The 19,177-nt window shown below is 55.7% G+C and carries 14 protein-coding genes; 8 read left to right on the forward strand and 6 right to left on the reverse strand.

Translation table 11 applies throughout. From position 1 onward, the window contains the following. Positions 1-8 precede the first annotated feature (8 nt). From WMO23_RS00185 to WMO23_RS00195, 3 genes are all read left to right on the forward strand, one after another. Positions 9-641 carry a class II aldolase/adducin family protein gene (locus WMO23_RS00185; RefSeq protein WP_292298847.1) on the forward strand — a complete coding sequence of 211 codons (633 nt, stop codon included), beginning with the start codon at positions 9-11 and terminating at the stop codon, positions 639-641. A 149-nt stretch (positions 642-790) separates the two neighbouring features. Next, complete coding sequence (locus tag WMO23_RS00190) at positions 791-2,494, forward strand: Rqc2 family fibronectin-binding protein (protein ID WP_020311562.1); 1,704 nt, start codon at positions 791-793, stop codon at positions 2,492-2,494. Between the two features lie 101 nt (positions 2,495-2,595). Continuing rightward, positions 2,596-2,916 carry a zinc ribbon domain-containing protein gene (locus WMO23_RS00195; RefSeq protein ID WP_020311561.1) on the forward strand — a complete coding sequence of 107 codons (321 nt, stop codon included), beginning with the start codon at positions 2,596-2,598 and terminating at the stop codon, positions 2,914-2,916. Between the two features lie 64 nt (positions 2,917-2,980). Here WMO23_RS00195 and gltB read toward each other — a convergent pair whose 3' ends face one another. From gltB to WMO23_RS00225, 6 genes are all read right to left on the reverse strand, one after another. Next, a complete protein-coding gene (gltB, locus tag WMO23_RS00200; protein WP_292281993.1) occupies positions 2,981-7,543 on the reverse strand; it encodes a glutamate synthase large subunit in 4,563 nt (1,520 codons plus the stop codon). 187 nt (positions 7,544-7,730) lie between these two features. Continuing rightward, positions 7,731-8,411 carry a uracil-DNA glycosylase gene (locus WMO23_RS00205; RefSeq protein ID WP_292106047.1) on the reverse strand — a complete coding sequence of 227 codons (681 nt, stop codon included), beginning with the start codon at positions 8,409-8,411 and terminating at the stop codon, positions 7,731-7,733. Positions 8,412-8,427: 16 nt separating this feature from the next. Beyond that, positions 8,428-10,038, reverse strand: a complete 1,611-nt coding sequence (locus WMO23_RS00210) for an ArnT family glycosyltransferase (protein ID WP_292106050.1) — start codon at positions 10,036-10,038, stop codon at positions 8,428-8,430. 11 nt (positions 10,039-10,049) lie between these two features. Next, positions 10,050-11,609, reverse strand: a complete 1,560-nt coding sequence (locus WMO23_RS00215; protein WP_296819046.1) for an ArnT family glycosyltransferase — start codon at positions 11,607-11,609, stop codon at positions 10,050-10,052. After that, positions 11,606-12,199 carry a DedA family protein gene (locus tag WMO23_RS00220; protein ID WP_292106054.1) on the reverse strand — a complete coding sequence of 198 codons (594 nt, stop codon included), beginning with the start codon at positions 12,197-12,199 and terminating at the stop codon, positions 11,606-11,608. The genes WMO23_RS00215 and WMO23_RS00220 overlap by 4 nt, the downstream gene beginning before the upstream one ends. Before the next feature lie 90 nt (positions 12,200-12,289). Then, positions 12,290-13,240: a hypothetical protein gene (locus WMO23_RS00225; protein WP_020309690.1), complete on the reverse strand. Its 951-nt coding sequence runs from the start codon at positions 13,238-13,240 to the stop codon at positions 12,290-12,292. Positions 13,241-13,369: 129 nt separating this feature from the next. Here WMO23_RS00225 and WMO23_RS00230 point away from each other — a divergent pair, with 129 nt between their 5' ends. The 5 genes from WMO23_RS00230 to WMO23_RS00250 all read left to right on the forward strand — a co-directional run bounded on the left by WMO23_RS00230 (position 13,370) and on the right by WMO23_RS00250 (position 19,048). After that, entirely contained in the window at positions 13,370-14,092 is a 723-nt protein-coding gene (locus WMO23_RS00230; RefSeq protein WP_020309691.1) for an MgtC/SapB family protein, read from the forward strand. Positions 14,093-14,257: 165 nt separating this feature from the next. Then, entirely contained in the window at positions 14,258-15,517 is a 1,260-nt protein-coding gene (locus WMO23_RS00235; RefSeq protein ID WP_036200726.1) for a pyridoxal phosphate-dependent aminotransferase, read from the forward strand. Positions 15,518-15,889: 372 nt separating this feature from the next. Continuing rightward, on the forward strand, positions 15,890-16,954 hold the full coding sequence (locus tag WMO23_RS00240) for an ADP-ribosylglycohydrolase family protein (protein ID WP_349172995.1): 1,065 nt from the start codon (positions 15,890-15,892) through the stop codon (positions 16,952-16,954). Between the two features lie 111 nt (positions 16,955-17,065). After that, positions 17,066-17,827, forward strand: a complete 762-nt coding sequence (locus tag WMO23_RS00245) for an IclR family transcriptional regulator (RefSeq protein ID WP_296819057.1) — start codon at positions 17,066-17,068, stop codon at positions 17,825-17,827. Positions 17,828-18,064: 237 nt separating this feature from the next. After that, entirely contained in the window at positions 18,065-19,048 is a 984-nt protein-coding gene (locus WMO23_RS00250; protein ID WP_192813528.1) for a 4Fe-4S cluster-binding domain-containing protein, read from the forward strand. Positions 19,049-19,177 lie beyond the last annotated feature (129 nt).

Raw genomic sequence — 19,177 nt, forward strand, 5'->3', positions numbered from 1 at the left:
GCGAGAGCTTGGATACCAAGAAAACACTGTGCCGCATCGGACAGAAAATGAAAGAAGCCGGACTAGTCGCCGCCTGTGATGGCAATATCAGTTTCCGCCGCGACGACGGTACCGTCGTCATTACCCCGTCCGGCGTGCCAAAAGGGGAATTGAAGCCGAAGCACCTGCTCGTCGTCGACCTCGATGGCCATGTCCTGGAAGGGACGGGAAAGGCGTCATCCGAATCGGCTCTCCATTTAGAAATTTATCGGAAGCGGAATGATGTCCGGGCCATCATCCACGCCCATCCCGTCACGGCCACGGCCCTGACCGTAGCCGGCATACCCTTCCGGCCGGACATCGTCACCGAAGGGGCATTGGTCCTGGGCCCGGTACCGACCGTACCTTATGCACCGCCGGGATCGGCAGAACTGGCCACGGCCTGTGCCGAAGCCGCAGAAGGAGCCGACGTCTTCCTCATGGAACGCCACGGCGCCGCCACCGTCGGCCGAGACCTGGAACAGGCCTTCTACCGCCTGGAAACCCTGGAAACCGTAGCCAAGATGTACCGCGATTCCCTCATCTTCGCTGCCGCCAGCAGCCAACAAAAAAATAACCCCGCCGCCAAAGCCCAGCCCTTGAGCTGGTATTTGAAGCAGTGAAAAAAAGGAGCTGTCCCATGAAGACAGCTCCTTTTTGGCAGTCAGCGGCTAGCTGTTAAAAGACGTCCCTCTTCACAGGATACGGCAAAACATGGTATCATTAAAAGGATTGTTTGTTTCAGTGAGAATTACGATAAGGAGGTATCATCATGAATCTGGATGGTATCACATTACATTGCATTACCAACGAACTGGCCGACATCCTCAAGGGCGGCCAGATTTCTAAAATCTATCAGCTCGACGCCCGGTCCCTCTATTTCCGCATCTTCAACGATACGGGCATCCATCACCTGGTCATCACCCTGGACGACTCGCCGCGCCTGTACGTCGCCGATACCATGCCGCCGACGCCGGATATCCCGACGGGCCTCTGCATGTTCCTGCGCAAATATTATGAAAACGGCCGCATCGCGTCCATCGCCCAGCTGCACCTGGACCGGCTCATCGAAATCGCCGTCGACGTCCTCGACATGTCGGGCCGCCTGGTGACACGTAAAATCCATGTCGAACTCATGGGCAAATACAGCAACGTCATCTTTACCGAAGACGGCACCATCATCGAAGCCCTCATCAAGACGGGGAAGAACAAGCAGGCCCTGCGGACCATCGCCCCCAAGGAACCCTATGCCTTCCCGCCGAACTTCATGCGCATGGATCCCTTTGCCTTTTCGGCCCAGGAACTGACGGACATGATGGAAACGGGTACGGACGAACCGCTCAAGACGTGGATGCTCAAGCGCTTCAACGGCATGAGCACCATCGTCCTCAACGAACTGTCCCACGATTCGGGCATCGATGCAGGGCGGCCCGTCGGGGACCTGTCGCCGGCAGACCGTTTCGCCTGGTGCCGTACAGTCGAAGCCTTTGGCAAGCGCCTGGAAGGTATGTCCGGGGCTTACGTCTATACGGTCAAGGGCAAGGAAGTCATCTTCCCGCTGGAACTGCACAGCCTGGCCCAATATCCGCGGCGCCACTTCAGCCTCATCGAGACCTACCTCAGCGAATACCAGGCCACGCACCGCAGCCTCAACGGCGAACAGGAACAGCTGCAGAAGAAGGTCGGCAAGCTCATCGAAAAGCAGAAGCGCAAGATCAAGCGCATTGCCAGCGAAATGAAAGAAACGAAGAAAATGGATACGTACAAGCTCTACGGTGACCTGCTCATGATCTACGCCTACGAAAAGCACGACCATGAAAAAGAAGTGACTGTCCAGAACCTCCTGTCGGAAGACCAGGAAAAGGTGACCATTCCCTTGAATCCGGCCTATTCCATGACGGACAATGCCAATCGCTATTACAAGCGCTACACCAAGATGCGTAACCGCAAGCAGATGTCGGCCCAGCTCCACGAAGAGAACCAGAAACACCTGGACTATCTCTATTCGCTGGAATACGCCCTGGAAAACACGAGTACGAAAGATGAGATCGCCGATATCAAGGCCGAAATGAAACAGATGAACCTCATCAGCGGCCACAACCGGGACAAGCTCAAAAAAGAATCGGCCCAGGATATCCTGACCCTCCAGGCCGACGGCCTCGATATCTGGGTCGGCCGCAACAACCGGCAGAATGACTTCCTGACCCTGAAGAAAGCCCATCCCTATGACCTCTGGTTCCACGTCAAGAACCAGCCCGGCTCCCACGTCATCCTGGCCTGCCACAATGTGACGCCGACGGATGCCCAGATCGAACGGGCTGCCCAGCTGGCCGCCTACTACAGCAAAGCCCGGGAAAGCTCGAAAGTCGAAGTCGACTGCACCCTCGTGCGCCACGTCAAGAAACCGGCCCACGCTGTCCCGGGCTACGTCATCTTCACCGACCAGACGACGTATATGGTAGAACCAAAAAAATGATAATTTGTGGCTCGTAGTTCGTGGTTCGTAGGGTCAGCGAAGCTGACTGAGAGGTTGCCTTTTATCACAGTTTCGCCAGAAGACTCCTTCCTCTTATCAGCTTGAGCTATCTGCGCAGTACCTTGAAACAGCTGTGTGAACGCTACGGGATAACCTATCTGGAACAGGAAGAATCGTATACTTCTCAGGCCAGCTGCCTGGACTTGGACGATATTCCCGTATACCAGCCGGATGTCCCCTATACAGGAACGTTCAGCGTGACACGAATCCAGCGCGGCCTGTACCGTTTCGCCAACGGCAGGACGGCCAATGCCGACATCAACGGCGCCGCCAACATACTCCGTAAAAGTAAGCAGAACTTCGATTTCGAGGGACTGTGTAAGGGGCTTTTGGACAGCCCTTTGAGAATAAGGCTATCCTGATTTCAGGAGGAAACTTAAACAGCAACCTTCTCAAGAATCTCCCGCTTCTATAAGCGGGAGAGGTTCAATTCTTTCCGTTCTTTCCGTGTTTCTTTTCAAAAGCAATCATGTGTGCTTCTTGGTCGGTATGGCCTTCGGCTTCTGCCTGGGCGATGAGGGCGACCATTTCTTCATAGGCTTCAGGAATGACTTTGGTCAGGTGAGTGACGGTGTCGTCCCAGTTTTCCAAGAGGATGTGGCCCAGATTGCTGTCCGTGTAGTGGACGTGTTTTTCCAGCATGGCTTTGACAGCCGCTTTTTCGTCGTCGTCGGTGAGCGGTTCCAGTTTGACCAGGTCGGTGTTGCATTTATTCGGGTCCAAGTCGTAGACGTAGGCGATGCCGCCGGACATGCCGGCTGCAAAGTTGCGCCCTGTCTGGCCGAGGATGAGGACCCGGCCGCCGGTCATGTATTCGCAGCCGTGGTTGCCGACGCCTTCGACGACGGCACTGATGCCGCTGTTGCGGACGCAGAAGCGTTCACCGGCTGTGCCGTTGATGTAGGCTTCGCCGCTGGTGGCACCGTAGAAGGCGACGTTGCCGATGATGATGTTATCTTCGGCAGGGAATACCGATTCCCGCGGCGGCGATACGATGATCTTGCCGCCCGACAGGCCTTTGCCCAGGTAGTCGTTGGCATCGCCTTCCAGGGTCAGCGTCAGGCCACAAGGGATGAAGGCGCCGAAGCTCTGGCCGGCAGAGCCGACGAAGGACAAGATGATCGTGTCTTCGGCCAGGCCTTTTTCGCCGTAGCGCTTGGTGATTTCACTGCCCAGGATGGTCCCGGTGACGCGGTCGGTATTCTTGATGCGCAGGCGGGCCCGGATATGTTTCTGTTCTTCCAGGGCCGGCCGGCACATGCGGATCAGTTTGGACATATCCAAGGTCGTATTGATCTTGTGGTTCTGGGGCGTCGTGAAATGCTGGCCGACCGACGCATCCGTGTACGGACGGTACAGGAGGTTCTTCAAGTTGACCGTCTTGGCTTTCCAGTTGCCGAAGTGATCGCGCTGTTTCAGGCAGTCATAGCGGCCGACCATTTCGTCGATGGTATGGAAGCCCAGGCGGGCCATGATTTCCCGCAGGTCCTGTGCGACGAAGCGCATGAAGTTGATGATATATTCCGGTTTGCCCTTGAAGCGTTTGCGCAGTTTTTCATCCTGCGTGCAGACGCCGTACGGGCAGGTGTTGAGGTGGCAGACGCGCAGCATATGGCAGCCGATGGCCAGGAGCGGTGCCGTACCGAAGCCGAAGACTTCAGCGCCGAAGAGGGCGGCAATGGCGACGTCGCGGCCTGTGAGCAGTTTGCCGTCGACTTCCAGGGTGACGCGGTCGCGCAGGCGGTTGAGGAGCAGCGTCTGCTGGACTTCGGACAGGCCAATTTCCCAGGGCAGGCCGGCATGGCGCAGGCTCGTCCGCGGCGAAGCGCCGGTCCCGCCGTCGTAACCGCTGACAACGATATCGTCGGCCTTGGCTTTGACGACACCGGCGGCAATCGTGCCGATGCCGGCTCCGGACGTCAGTTTGACGCCAATCGTAGCCTTGCGGTTGGCATTCTTGAGGTCAAAGATGAGTTCGGCCAGGTCTTCGATGGAGTAAATATCGTGATGCGGCGGAGGCGAGATGAGGGCGACGCCTGTCGTAGCATGACGGGTCTTGGCGATATCCGGATAGACTTTATTGCCCGGCAGATGGCCGCCTTCGCCCGGTTTAGCCCCTTGGGAGCACTTGATCTGCAATTCATCGGCGTGGATGAGGTAGTCGCTGGTGACGCCGAAACGGGCCGATGCGACCTGTTTGATGCGGTCGTTCGTTTCCGTATCGAAACGGGCCGAGTCTTCGCCGCCTTCGCCGGTATTGCTCATGCCGCCCAGGCGGTTCATGGCCGTAGCGACACATTCATGGGCTTCCTTGCTGAGGGCGCCGTAACTCATGGCACCCGTGCGGAAGCGCTTGACGATGGAATCGACAGGTTCGACTTCTTCGATAGGGATGCTGCTGCCGGCAGGATATTCAAAGTCCAGGAGGTCGCGCAGGCGGAAAATGGTCTGACGGTTGACATGGTCGGCGTATTTTTTATACGTTGCGTAGTCGCCGGTCTGGACGGCTTTCTGCAGGAGCTGGACCGTTTCCGGGTCGATGATGTGCGGCTGGCCGCCCTTGTGGTACTGGTAGAAGTCGCCCCGTTCCAGTTTATCTCCCGTGCTGTACGCTTCTTGGTGGCGCAGGACGTTTTCCTTGGCGATTTCAGCGATGCCCAGGCCTTCGATGCGGGACGGCGTGTTGCAGAAATATTTGTCGATCAGGTCCTGTTTGATGCCGACGGCTTCAAAAATCTGTGCGCCGTGGTAGCTGTGGACTGTCGAAATGCCCATCTTGGACATGACGGCCAGGATGCCTTTGACGGCGGCGTCGATGTAGTTCTGTTTGGCCGTTTCGTAATCGATTTTCTGGAGCTTCTTGTTGGCAATGAGTTCCTTGATGGATTCCAGGGCGATGTACGGGTTGATGGCCGTAATGCCGTAGCCGATGAGGGTACAGAAATGATGGACTTCGCGCGGTTCGCCCGATTCCAGGATGAGGCCGACGTCGGAGCGGACGCCCTTGTCGATGAGATAATGGTGCAGGGCTGCCGAGGCCAGGAGGGCCGGAATGGCGGCCATGCGCGAGTTGACGCCGCGGTCGGACAGGACGAGGATGTTGGCGCCGTTCTTGATGGCCTTCAAGGCATCGATGCAGAGCGATTCGATGGCCGTTTCCATGCCTTCAGAGCCGCTGTTGACGGGATAGAGCATGGACAGCGTAGCCGCCCGCAGTTTCGGCGTCATGAGGGACTTGATGACCGACATCTGTTCGTTGGTCAGAATCGGGCCTTTGAGGTACAAGGCTGCCGTCGACGCTTCGTTCGGTTCCATGATGTTGGCGACGTTGCCGGCCATGACAGCTGACGACATGACCGTCTTTTCGCGGACACCGTCGATAGCCGGGTTGGTGACTTGGGCGAAATTTTCCTTGAAGTAATCGTAGAGGAGCTGAGGTTTGTCGTTGAGGACGGCCAGGGGGACGTCGACGCCCATGGAGTCGATGGCGTGCTGGGCATCGCGGGCCATGGGCAGGATGACCTTGTCCATATCTTCCTGGGTATAGCCGAAGACTTTTTCCTGTTCCTTCAGGTCATAAGGGATGATGGCATCGCTGTTGGCGATGTTCTGACCCGTCATGAGGTCGTCGAGGTTGACGATGTGTTCTTTATACCATTCGTCGTAAGGGTGTTCCGTCGCGATTTCGTGCTTGATTTCGTCGTCGTCGATGATGCGCTGTTTCTGCGTATCGACGAGGAGCATCTTGCCCGGTTCCAGGCGGCCCTTGTAGAGGACGTCTTCCGGCGGGATGTTGACGACGCCGACTTCAGAACTTACGATGACCCGGTCGTCGCGGGTGACATAGTAACGGGCCGGACGCAGGCCGTTGCGGTCGAGCATGCCGCCGATGACCGTGCCGTCGCAGAAGCCGATGGCAGCCGGGCCGTCCCACGGTTCGAGCATGAAGTTGTGATAGCGGTAGAAATCGCGCTTTTCGTCGCTCATGAGCGGATCCCGTTCCCACGGTTCCGGAATCATCATCATCATGGCATGGGGCAGGGAATGGCCTGTCATGTACAGGTATTCCAGGCAGTTGTCGAACATGGACGAGTCGCTGCCCGTATCGTCGACGACGGGGAAGACTTTTTCCATGTCCGGGAAGAAGTCCGATTTCGATTTGCCTTCACGGGCGTTGAGCCAGTTGATGTTGCCCTGGATGGTGTTGATTTCCCCGTTGTGGACGATGTAACGGTTCGGATGGGCCCGGGCCCAGCTGGGGAAGGTATTGGTACTGAAACGGGAATGGATGAGGGCCATGGACGTGACGAAATCCAGGTCCGACAGGTCGAGGAAGAAGTGGCGCAGCTGCATGGACGTCAGCATGCCTTTATAGACGATGGTCTTCGATGACAGGCTGGCGATGTAGAAGTCCGTGCCGTTTTTCTGGCTTTCCGGGACGATGGCTTTTTCTGTCAGCTTGCGGATGATGTATAATTTCCGTTCAAAGTCCATCTGGGTCTTCATGGTCGGGTCCTTGCGGATGAAGACCTGCAGGAAATGAGGACACGTCTGTTTGGCAATGTTGCCGATCAGGCTTTCATCGACAGGGACATCGCGCCAGCCGAGGATGGACAGGCCTTCGGAGCGGACGATGTCTTCAAAGGCTTCCATCTGTTTATGACGGAATGTTTCATAACGATGGGCAAAAATCATGCCGACGCCGTATTCACCTTCGTCAGGAAGGGAAAAGCCCAGGACTTCACATTCGCGCTTGAAGAACTGGTGTGGAATCTGGACCAGGATGCCGGCGCCGTCGCCACTGTTGGCGTCAGCCCCTTCGGCACCGCGGTGACGGAGGTTTTCCAGGATCGTCAGGGCATCGTCGATGATGCCGTATGATTTTTTCCCCTTTATATTGGCAACGATACCGATGCCGCAGGCATCGTGTTCATAAGACGGATCGTACAGGCCTTGCGGGCGCGGCAGATCGCGCATTTCTTTATTCATACGTAATCCCCCTTTGGGTATACAAAAACGAGCCGTCACTGTATGAGAGAGAAGGCTCGTATATACTGTGGTGTACCTATGATTATAAACAATTTGTGAAGTCGATGCAATGATTTTTCTGAATGTTTTTGCTGAAACGCCGACAATTTTAATGTAAAAATCGAATTTTACCGATTTTTTAAAGGAATTATCGAGAAAAACGTGTGAACTGTTCCCGAAAAAGACCGGCTCCGCCGTTGGCCGGGTGGCGCATGGCGATGGCCGGGAAGCCGGCATTCTGCAAGGTTTCTGCTGACTTCCTGCCGATGGCGGCCAGGCGTATATCCGGCCGGCAGTAGCTCAGCAGGGCTTTGGCGTACACGAGGCCGTCGGCCAGCTCACTGTCCGTCGGCGTGCGGTTGGAGAAGGGCGAGGTCTTGTGGGGATGGAAGGGGAAGATATTCCATAATAAGACGTCGCGCGGGTCCAAGCCGTTGTCGACGATGGCTCCCCAGACGTAGGTATCTGTCGGCTCGTTCATGCCTTTTTCCCGCTGAGGACGGCTGGTCATGAAGGCGCTGTCGGGGCGGCTCGTGCGCTGGCCGCGGTGGCCCAGGATGACGTCAGCATGTATCTGTTTGTGTTCGTCCAGGAGCATGCGTTCGCAGGTAATGGGGATGCCTGTGAAGCGGCAGCCCTGGTATCCGGCGGCTTCGGCGATGAGGACGATGCGGGCCCGGGTCAGGCGGGGCGCCAAATATTCCCGCAGCTGCTGGCAGCGGATGGCTGGCGCGTCCGGACTGATGTCGCAGGAGACGTCATATTCGGACCAGGGATTGAATACGCCGGGATGATGGTAGGCACAGAGTTTGTCGATGAGTTCTTCCATGGAAAATCCTCCTATCCTAAGGGCTGGGCTTGAAGATATAATACGGGCCGATCCGGCCTACTTTCCGGGTCAGGCTGAAAAATTCCGAGGCTTTATAATCTTTATATTTCCCTTCCGGGACGACGAGGGTCAGGTTCTGGTGCTGATTCAGGCTGGATAACACCTGGTCTTCGGAAGCTGTCGGGTAGACGTGTTTCTTAGCCCATACGGCATCGCGCCGGAGCCGGGCATTTTCGTCGTAGTCGGCCGGTGCCGTCCAGTATGCCGTCTGTCCCGTATAATAAGGATAGGACGTGCGGTACTCTTCAAAGAAATAGACCGGGGCCGCATCGTTCAGGACGGTCAGGGATTGGGCGGACCGGTATTGATAAAAGGGGACCAGGACCTGGAAGGTCACGATCAGGTAGGTGATGACTGTCGTCGTAATCAGGAAGAAGGGCAGGGCCAGATAGGCTTTCTGCCACCACGCCAGCCAGGTCAGGATAGCCATGATGGCCAGGAATACCGTCAGCAGCAACAGGCCTTGGACGGGGAAAGGCGCTTTATCCGCAAAGGCCACCAATACGGCGAAGAGCAGGCTGTAGACGGAGGCCGGGATGAGGGCTGCCAGCCAGGCATAGCGGGCGTCCTCGTCGAGCCAGGCCTGCATCGTGCGGGCGCCCAGGTATAAGAGAGGCCAGTTGGCGATATAGGCATAGGTTGGGTATTTCGTTGCCATGAGGCTGTAGAACAGGATTGTCCCGAGGGCCCAGATGGCCATGAATACGTACTCATCGTGATGACTGCGCCGCCGCCACAGGCCGTAGAGGCAGGGGCCGGTCCAGGGCAGGAGACTGATTGGGACGAGGACGAGGTAGTAATACCAGACGTCGTATTCGGGATGTTCCGATACGGTCGCCCGGACGACGTTGTTGAAGCCCAGCAGGCCATCGATGAAATCCATGCCATGGCGGCTGTACATGGGGCCATACCAGATCAGGCAGAGGAGCAGGAAGAGCACGATGCCTGCCGGCGGGAACAGCCTTTTAAGGTAATCGGGCCGGCGCTGGATGGCGGTAAAGAGAAGCAGGAACAGGCCGGGCAGGACCAGGCCGACCGGGCCCTTGGTCAGGACGGCACCGGCAGCCATGACGTAAGCCCCTGTCATATAGCCTTTCTTCCCTTCTGTCAGGCCGATATAGGCGAAAAACAAGGTAGCGCCACTGAAGAAATACAAGGGCTGGTCAGTGATGACGGAGCGGCTGACGAACCAGAAAATCAGGGATGTCACGGTCATGGCGGCGAAGAGGATGGCTGTCGTGCGGCGGCCCGTCTGGCGCAGGGCGAACCAGGCAGCCAGGGTGCAGGAAGCGGTGCCGAAGAGGACAGCTGGCAGGCGGGCTGCCAGATCCGTCGTCCCCAGGAGGCTGTAAGACAGGCTCAGGAGCCAGTACAGGAAAATGGGCTTATCATACCAGTACGTGCCGTAAATCTGCGGGGACAGCCAGTCGCCGCTGCGGACCATTTCCAGTGCCGTCAGGGCGTAATTCGATTCGACCGGGTCCGTGACGGCCAGCTGAGATATGCCGACGGCCAGGAAAAGGAATGCTGCCACGAAGATGATGGTCAGGAATGTGCGCTGTTTCATGGGGACACCTCCTAAGGATGGTTGATGAGGATGACTTGTGTCGGCGTTTCGGCGGCGATGCCGAAGCGGTCAATCAATTGCTGGGATTTGGCCAGCTTATGGAAGGTCGATTTCGACATGACCAGGAAAATCTTATCCTTCTCTGCGAGCAATTCTTCCAGGTCCGGGTCCTTGACGGGGCCCCATTCCGTTCCGTACATGCCGCTGTAATAGGCGATGCCCGGGCGCAGGAATTTTTCGATATAGAGTGGGGAATGGCCGTCATAGACATCCGGCAGGATTTGGGCTGTCTCGTAAGATGTGACGTGGCCTTTGAACTGGGGGATGATGAAGCCGAAAGCCGCCCAGGAGAAACAGATCATCATCACGATGCCTGCCACGAAAGCCGACCGGTAGCGGCGGCGCCACAGACACCAGGCCGGGAGGAATAATGCCGCTGCCAGCAGGCCCGAACCCCAGGCGATGGCCGGTCGGAAAAAGGCGGCGTTTTCGTGGAGCGGGATGGCATTGCTGGCGAGCAGCAGCAGGCCCAGGATATAGAAGGATACCAGCAAGGGCCGCGAAAATTTCCTCTCGATATAGCAGCGGTACCAGTACCAGCCCAACAGATATGCCGTCGGCGGGAACATCGGGGCGATATACGTGACCAGCTGGGTCTTGGAGAGGGAGAAGAAGACGAAGGTAAAGGCCGCCCAGACGAAGCAGAACCGGAGTATGTCGCGGAAGGGGTCCCGCTTGTGGAACAGCCGCCGGATTGTCGGGAACAGGGCCGCCGTCCAGGGCATCATGGCGGCGAAGAGGATGGGGATGAAGAAGAAGAGACTGTTCTGTCCCGGATGTTCCGGCGCCGCGAAGCGGGTGATGTTGTGATAGCCGATGAAGGTGTCCAGGAAGACTTCGCCGTGGACCCGGTACATGAGGATATACCAGGGGAGACCGACCAGGAAGGCCAGCAGGATGCCCTGGGGAATCTTCATATGCTTCAAGAGCGGCCACTGCCGCGTCCAGGCCAGATAAATGAGCATGATGAGCGCCGGGAACGCGTAGCCGACAGGGCCTTTAGCCAGGAGCGACAGGCCGCAGAAGATATAGGCTATATAATAGTTTTTACGGTAAAAGGAAACCATGGTCACGGTCAGGGTGAACATGAGGGTCATGTCCGTGACGGCAGCCTTGCCGATATACATGAAGCCGGCACTGGTCACCAGGAACAGGGCCGACAGGAAGGCGATGGGTTTATTGAATAATTCCTTCCCCTGGACGTAGACGTACATCGTCGTTGCCATGGCCATGATGACGCTGGGCAGGCGGGATGCGATGTCAGAGACGCCGAAAAAGCTGTACGACAGCATTTCCAGCCAGTAGAAGAGCGGTGGTTTATCGTACCAGTACTGGCCGAAGATGCGCGGTGACAGCCAATCCCCAGCCAGGAGCATTTCCCGCGCCGTTTCGCCGTAGACCGGTTCGTCCGGGTCCATGAGCGGGGCAGCACCTAAAAATGGCAGCAAGATCATTGCTGCCACTAAGGCGACGGTCAGGCCGTAACGATGTGTTAAGAACCATTGTTTCATGATGCATTTCTCCGGCGGCGTCTATGCCATACGAATACGACGGTGGCGACGACACAGACGGCGATGACGGCCATGAGGAAGATGTGGTTGTACTGTATGAGGTCCCGCCAGTGACTGCCCAGGAGGGAGCCGGCCCATACGAGGAGCAGCGTCCAGGGGATGGTGCCGATGACGGTGAAGATGGCGAATTTCCAGAAAGGATAGCGGGCGACGCCGGCCGGGAAGGAAATAAACGTGCGGACGCCGGGCAGGCAGCGGCAGATGATGACGGCAATGCCGCCGTACTTGTTGAACAAGTCTTCGGCCATGCGGAATTTACGTTCGTTGAAGAAGATGTATTTGCCATACTTTAACAAGAGCGGCCGGCCGCCATAAGAGCCGAGCCAGTAACTGATGACCGAGCCGACGAGGCCGGCGACGCAGGCTACGGCAAAGGTCGTCCAGAATGAAAAGATTTGCTGGGAAATGAGGAAGCCTGCAAATCCGAGTACGACTTCACTGGGGATGGGGATATTGGCGTTTTCCAATGCCATTGCCACGAACATCGCGATGTAGCCGTACGATTCCATGAGTTGTAATAATGTATCCAAGTAGGCACACTCCTTATCGATAATGTAAAGAAACAAACTTGCTATCTATCATAGCACAGATGGCCTGCCGGGGCTAGTGTCCGCCAGCTATTATCCCTTGCTTTTAAAGCATGGGATGTGGAACAGGGCGTAACGGCAGAGCAGATAGCCGTAGATGGCCAGGACCAGGGCCGTAATGACGACCTTGAGCCATACGGCGACGGCCAGGGGCTGTAAGAACCACATCGAATGGAGGATGATCGGTTCGCTGACGAAGAACAGGCCGTAGGAAATGCGGTGCAGCGTGTGGGACCAGGCCGAGTGCTTATCGAACTGCTGATGGAACCAGGCCGTCAGGCCAAGGACGGCGGCGACGAGCAGTAAAGCCGGCGTCAGCGCTGTCAGGATAGAGGCTCCCTTGCCGGGCATCCAGGCGGCATAGACGCCGACCATGATGGCGAAGCCGAAGAGGCTGCTGCTTTTAGGCTGATAGCCAGACGGCGTGAACCAGCGATGGCGGAAGGTGTAGACCCCTAGGGCAAAGGCAAAGAGGGACAGGACCAGCCAGTCCGGGCGGATCCGGGCGATGTAAGGGATGGCCAGGGACTGAGGCAGGAAGGCCTGACAGAGGAAGAGGGCGGCTGCCAGCAAGACGAGGAAGCCCAGCAGGAAAGGAACTGATGGCTTCGAGGCGATGCGGTGCTGCAAGACCTTATGGTTGACATGCTTGATCAGGGACAAGCCGGCAAAGAGCAGGAAGAGCCAGAGCGGGACCCACGACGTGACCGGCAGGGCTGATGTGACCAGCTGTTCTTCGATGCCGAAGAGGACTAAGACGAGGCCCGGCCAGCCCAGACGTTTCCATTTATCTTTCAAGAAGAACGATATCGTGCGGATGCGCAGGGCCGAAGCTCCGAAGTAGGCACTGATGAAGAAGACGATGGAAATGGCGACGACGGCACTCTCTTCGTAAAAGGCTGTCCAGGATTGTAGCAATAAAGCGGCCAGCGTCAATACGACGGCGGCACTGCGCAGATTATCAAAGCAAATGAAGCGGTTCATGATCATGACCTTCTTTCTCCGATGCGGGGAGAACATTTTGCTTGTTCTCTGCTGCATCTATATATTATAATACCATTATAACGTTTTCTTAACGGATGTAAAAATTATTTTGAAAGAAGTTGAGCCTCTATGATTTCTACGGAAGACAGCATCATCCGCCTGATTATGGCCCTCATCCTGGGCGGACTCATCGGTTATGAACGACAGGCCCAGAGCAAGTCGGCAGGCCTCAGGACACATACCCTGGTCTGTGTCGGCTCCTGCCTGTGCATGATCATATCTATCAATATTGCCATGGATTATTACTTCACCTTTGGCTATAATAACTCCGACCCGGAACGGATTGCAGCTCAGGTCGTATCCGGCGTCGGCTTCATCGGGGCCGGTACGATCCTGGCCAACCAGAAAGACCGCAGCGTCCGCGGCCTGACGACGGCTGCCGGCTTATGGGCCGTATCGGCCATCGGCCTCGTCGTCGGTGCCGGCTATCTCGTCATAGCCTGTGTGGCGACGGCGCTGATTTTCCTGGTCCTGACCGTCTTCGTCCGCCTCGATGCCCGCCTGGAAGGGCACTTCCGCAAGCGCTATGCCATGCACCTGGTCATGAAGAACAACATCGGCCAGGCCCGGAAACTTTCGACTTTTATCCATGACCACCACATGCATATCAAGACCTTCCATTCCCATAATGATGACGATGCACCCTTGGCCGACATCGACCTGGAACTGACGGCGGCTCATTACATGGATGAAACGGAAATCGTCAGCCAGCTCCTGGCCATGAAGGGCATCAAACAGGCGACGTTCCACGTCGATGCCGGTGCCAGACACGACAGCGAAGACCACAAATGAATATTGTATACAATATTCATGCTGTGTATACAGTATTTTAGGCTTTTCGCTATATAAAAACTCTTTTCACAGTGCTATAATGTAGGACGTCAGGACATTTGGAGAGAACAAGTGTCCACTAAACACGAACTATTATGCAGAGAGGGGTTTTTTACGATGACGATTATGGCAGCAGCAAGCAGAGAAGGTAAGACATTACGTGACGTGGTATTCGCCGCTGGAGCGGCAGCCCGGGAAGCGGCAGCGCAGTACGGGGCGGATAAGGTCGTCAATGCGACCGTCGGCTGTTATGCCGGCGACGATGAAAAACTGGCTTGCCTGCCTGTGGTAGAACAATTATACCGCTCTCTGCCTATGAGCGATTTCATTACCTATGCACCGCCGCTGGGCCTGGAAGGCTATCGCCAGGCCGTCATCGACGAAACCTTTGAAGGCTGTCGTCCCGATGGCTATGTCGATGCTGTGGCTACGTCCGGTGGTACCGGTGCCATCCATATCGCCATTGCCAACTATTCAGAAGTCGGCGATGCCGTACTGACGACGGACTGGCGCTGGAACATTTATGACTGCCTGTGCCAGGAAATCGGCCGCGACCTGCACACCTTCTCGATGATGGACGACCAGGGCCATTTCAATACGGCGGCGTTCTCGGCTGCTGTTTCCAACATCCTGCGCCGTCAGGATTCGCTGCTCCTCATCCTCAACACGCCGGCCAACAACCCGACGGGCTTTGCCCTGTCCGATGCCGAATGGGCCGATGTCCTCGAAGTCTGCCGCCTCCATGAAAAGAATGGCAAGCGCATCAGTATCCTCGTCGATATCGCCTATATCGCCTATGCCGGGGAAAAGGACCGCGTCCGCTCGTTCATGAGACAATTCGCCGGCCTTCCGGAACACATCTTTACCATGTTCGCCTTCAGCATGTCCAAAGGCTATACTATGTATGGCCAGCGCGCCGGCGCTCTCGTCGGCTTGTCGTCGAGCAAAGCCGTTATCGAAGAGTTCGCCAATCTGGGCAAATATTCGGCCCGCACGGCCTGGTCGAACATCAACCGCGCGGCCATGACGCTCCTGACCAAGATCCGCAGCGACCGCGACCTCATGGCCCAGCTCGAATTGGAACGCATGAGTTTTGCCAAGAGCCTGCGCCGCCGTGCCGACATCTTCACCTATGAAGCCGACCGCTGCGGCCTGCCGTATGTGCCCTATAAAGGCGGCTTCTTCATCTCCATTCCGACGCAGCAATCGGCTGCCGTCTGTCAGGCCTTGGAAGCCGACCTGGTCTTTGCCGGTCCCCTGGCCCAGGGCGTCCGCCTCGGCGTCTGCTCCATCCCGGAAATCAAGATGCAGGGCCTGGCCGCCATCGTAAAGAAAGCCCTCGACCGCGTAGAAGGCAGAACCGACCTCCTCGCAGCGGGGAAATGAGTTAAAATGTTGGTGGCTCGTGACTCGTGGCTCGTGGCTAACTGCTAACCACTAACAACTTAAAAGAGGCTGTCGCATTAAGACAGCCTCTTTTTGAGCTTTAAGTTTGTAGTTTTTAGTTTGCAGCAAATGGTAAAAAAATTAAAGTCAGCTTCTACAAACTACAAACTCCGTACTACAAACTATAAAGTAAAAGGGGCTTTGCATGATGGCAAAAATCTTCGTGCGACAAGCCCTTTTTTTATTTGCAAATTCCTATCATAACCTGTATAATGAACGTATAAGCTTTTTATTATATACTACTTGAACGAAATTGTAAAGTTTTTTGAGAAAAAAAGACTCGGACGACAGACGAGGATAGGAGGATGCTACATGGATGGACTAGATCGGTTTATGGGTTGCATGTTTGGCGGCGCCGTAGGCGACGCTTTGGGGTTTGTCATTGAATTCGACGATTTGAAGACGATTCATAAGAAATACGGCCCTTATGGATTGCGCACTGTTTTAAAATCGGCTAAAAATGGCAATAAGAGCCTTATCTCAGACGATACGCAGCTGGCGTTGTTCACAGCTGACGGCATGCTCTGGGCCGACCACGACGGATTGGAACCTTCAGATGGCCTGTACCGGGCGTATATGCGCTGGTATTATACGCAGACCGAACGCATCATCCATCCGGAACAGGAAAAATGGATGAAGCGCCAGCCTCATGAAGTCGATTTCGACTACGACATCATGGGGGAAGAGGCCCTCTTTGCCCGCCGCTCTCCGGGCAAGATCTGCCTGACGTCGCTGGCGTCGGGGAAAAAATTGACCCGTCAGGAACCGCTGAACCACAGTTGTGGCAGCAGTACGGTCATGCGGGCTGCGCCTATCGGCCTGTTTTATGCCGGCGACCCGGAAAAAGCCTTTGCCGTCGGCTGCCAGGCTGCCAGCCTGACCCACGGTAGTCCGGAAGCCTATTTATCGACGGCCACGCTGAGTGCCATGATTGCCTCCCTGGCAGCTGGCAAGAATATCAGCGCTGCCCTGGGAGGGGCCCTGCGCATCCTCCAGGCTGATCCGGAAGGGACGCCGCTCATGAAGACTATCCTGCGAGCTGTCGACGAAGCCGTCACCGACCGCAATCCAGTGCGCTCCATGAAGAAGCTGGGCCTGGGCAAGAAAGCCGATGAAGCCCTGGCCCTGGCCGTATACTGCGTCCTCAAGACGGGCCATCTGAAAGACGCCGTTCTCATGGCCTGCAACCAGGATGGCGATAGCGATACGTGCGGCGCCATCTGCGGCAATATCATGGGTACCCAGGATGGGGTCCAGGCTATCCCCAAGAGCTGGCGCGGCAATTTGGAATGTGACGACTTGATCCGCAAGCTGTCGCAGTGCCTGTACGACCATCATCAGACGTCCCAGGAAGAAAGCGAAGCGGTCAGCCACTAGCACTCTCCGGCTGGGGCCTGGCGTTTCCCTCTTGACATTGCGTCTGTATTCCATATAATGAAATATATTAATTTCTTGGCGTCGTGACGATGCCGAATCGGGGGAACGAGGATGATTGAATCGATTGACCGGGCCCTGGCCGTTTTACAGCTTTTTTTAAAGGAAGAAAGGCCCCTCAGTGTGACCCGTATCAGCAAGCTGATGGACCTTCATAAGAGTACTGTCAGCCGCACTATGGATACGCTGGAGCGCCGCGGCTTTGTCCAGAAAGACAGTGAAACAGGGAAATACTGGCTGGGGCTCCAGGTCTATGCCCTGGGGATGCTCTTCCGGGAAAAGGATGCCTTCCCTAAAGTCGCCTATCCGTATGCCAAGGCCCTGTCCCTGCAGTGCAATGAAGGGGTCCATATTACGACCTTTGCCCATAATGGGGCTTCCTATCCGCAGCACATCATTTTAGAGAAGATCAAGTCGCCCAGGACGATTGATACGGCACCGCCTATCGGTGCCGTCCGTCCGGCGTATTGCTCGGCCTCGGGCAAGTGCCTCTTGGCTTTTTCGCCGGAATACCTGCACACTTATACGGGCTGCACGCTGCAGAAGTTTACGGAATATACCATGACCGACTGGAGCGACCTGCTCCAGGAACTGGAGAAGATCCGCTGCCGGGGTTACGCCGTGGAACGGGAAGAAGTCGAACTCGGCATGGCCTGCATTGCTGCGCCGATTTTCCATCATGGAATCATTACGGCGGCTATCAGCGTATCCGGGCCGGCAGACCGGCTAACGGCGGAAGGACGGGACCTGGCCATCGAAGCTGTCAAAAAGACGGCGGCCGACATTAGCCGGGCTTTAGATTCAAAGGAAATGTAAGGATTTCTTTAGAAAAATAAAATAATGTTTATGATGAATTGTTTGGTATAAAAATTATGCAAAATGGGAATACGCAACATGCATTTGCAGAAATGGACTTTTATGGTACAATAAGCGTGGATACTACATTCGGGTCACAAGATTGTCTGCTGTGAGGTGAAAAAATACTTTCCTTTCCATCTTGCTGCAGTGTGGGAACAGCTTGGGATCTTATCCACGATTCGAGGCGAAAAAAGAATGAAAACAACAATCAGCATGGCCGCAACAACTGTACCGCGTGTGGTCCACCCGTATAAGACACGGAACGGCGGCGCTACCGTCACGGTTTTCGTGCCCTATAATTGTCACAACCATTGCCCGTTCTGCATCAACAAGGCGGAATATGAAGATATGACGGGTTTTTCTGAAGAAGCCATCTGCCAGAGCATCCGCCTGATGGACAGCTTGACGCCGTTCTGTGATTTCGTATTCACTGGCGGTGAACCTTTTGCCAATATGGAATCGCTGCAGCGCATGCTGGACTGTATTCCTGTGACACACAAGGTATATATCAATACGACGCTGCCCGTCTTTGAGAATCAGTCAGAAGACGACATCGTCGCTTTTACGGAACGCAACCGTCATAAGATCACCTGCATCAACGTATCGCGCCATATGCAGCACTATGTACAGGAATCGAATGATGGCCTCCTGAGCCGTCTGGCTGTTCCGTTCCGCATCAACTGCGTATTGTACAAGAAATATCCGGCAGACCAGCTCAAACCGTATCTGGAACGGTTCCGCAAGATTGATGGGGCATCAATCCAGTTTCGTTTCGACTATACGGAAACGACGCCGGATAATTTATATGAAGAAGGCCATGACCATATCCTTCATGACCTGAAGAAAATCGCCGATTATACGGGCCTCGACGGCTGCCGTATGCGCTGCGGTTTCCATTTCGATTACAAAGGCATGGAACTGACCTATCATAAGACCCTGCCGTACAGTACGGTCATCGAACGGGATGAACGGGACGATAAGGAATACGATATCCTCTATGATATTCTCATCAAGCAGACCGGGGCCATCCATTCCGATTGGGACGGGACGCCCTTGGACATCGAAGCCTACCGCAATGTCGTCTTTGAACCGTATGACCTCAAATGGATCCAGCGGTCGCGGACGGGCCTGAGCAAACGCCTGCCCTTCCTCAAGACGGCCTGCGCCATTTTCCATTGATTTTTTGCCGCGTGAAGGCGTTGGCCGGCATGCGTGGTTCTTTTAATTTTAGTTTGTAGTGCGGAGTTTGTAGTTTGTAGAAGATGGCTTTAAATTTAAAACCATTCGCTAAAAACTACAAACTTAAAA

Source organism: Megasphaera intestinihominis, assembly GCF_040096415.1.
Lineage (GTDB): Bacteria > Bacillota > Negativicutes > Veillonellales > Megasphaeraceae > Megasphaera > Megasphaera intestinihominis.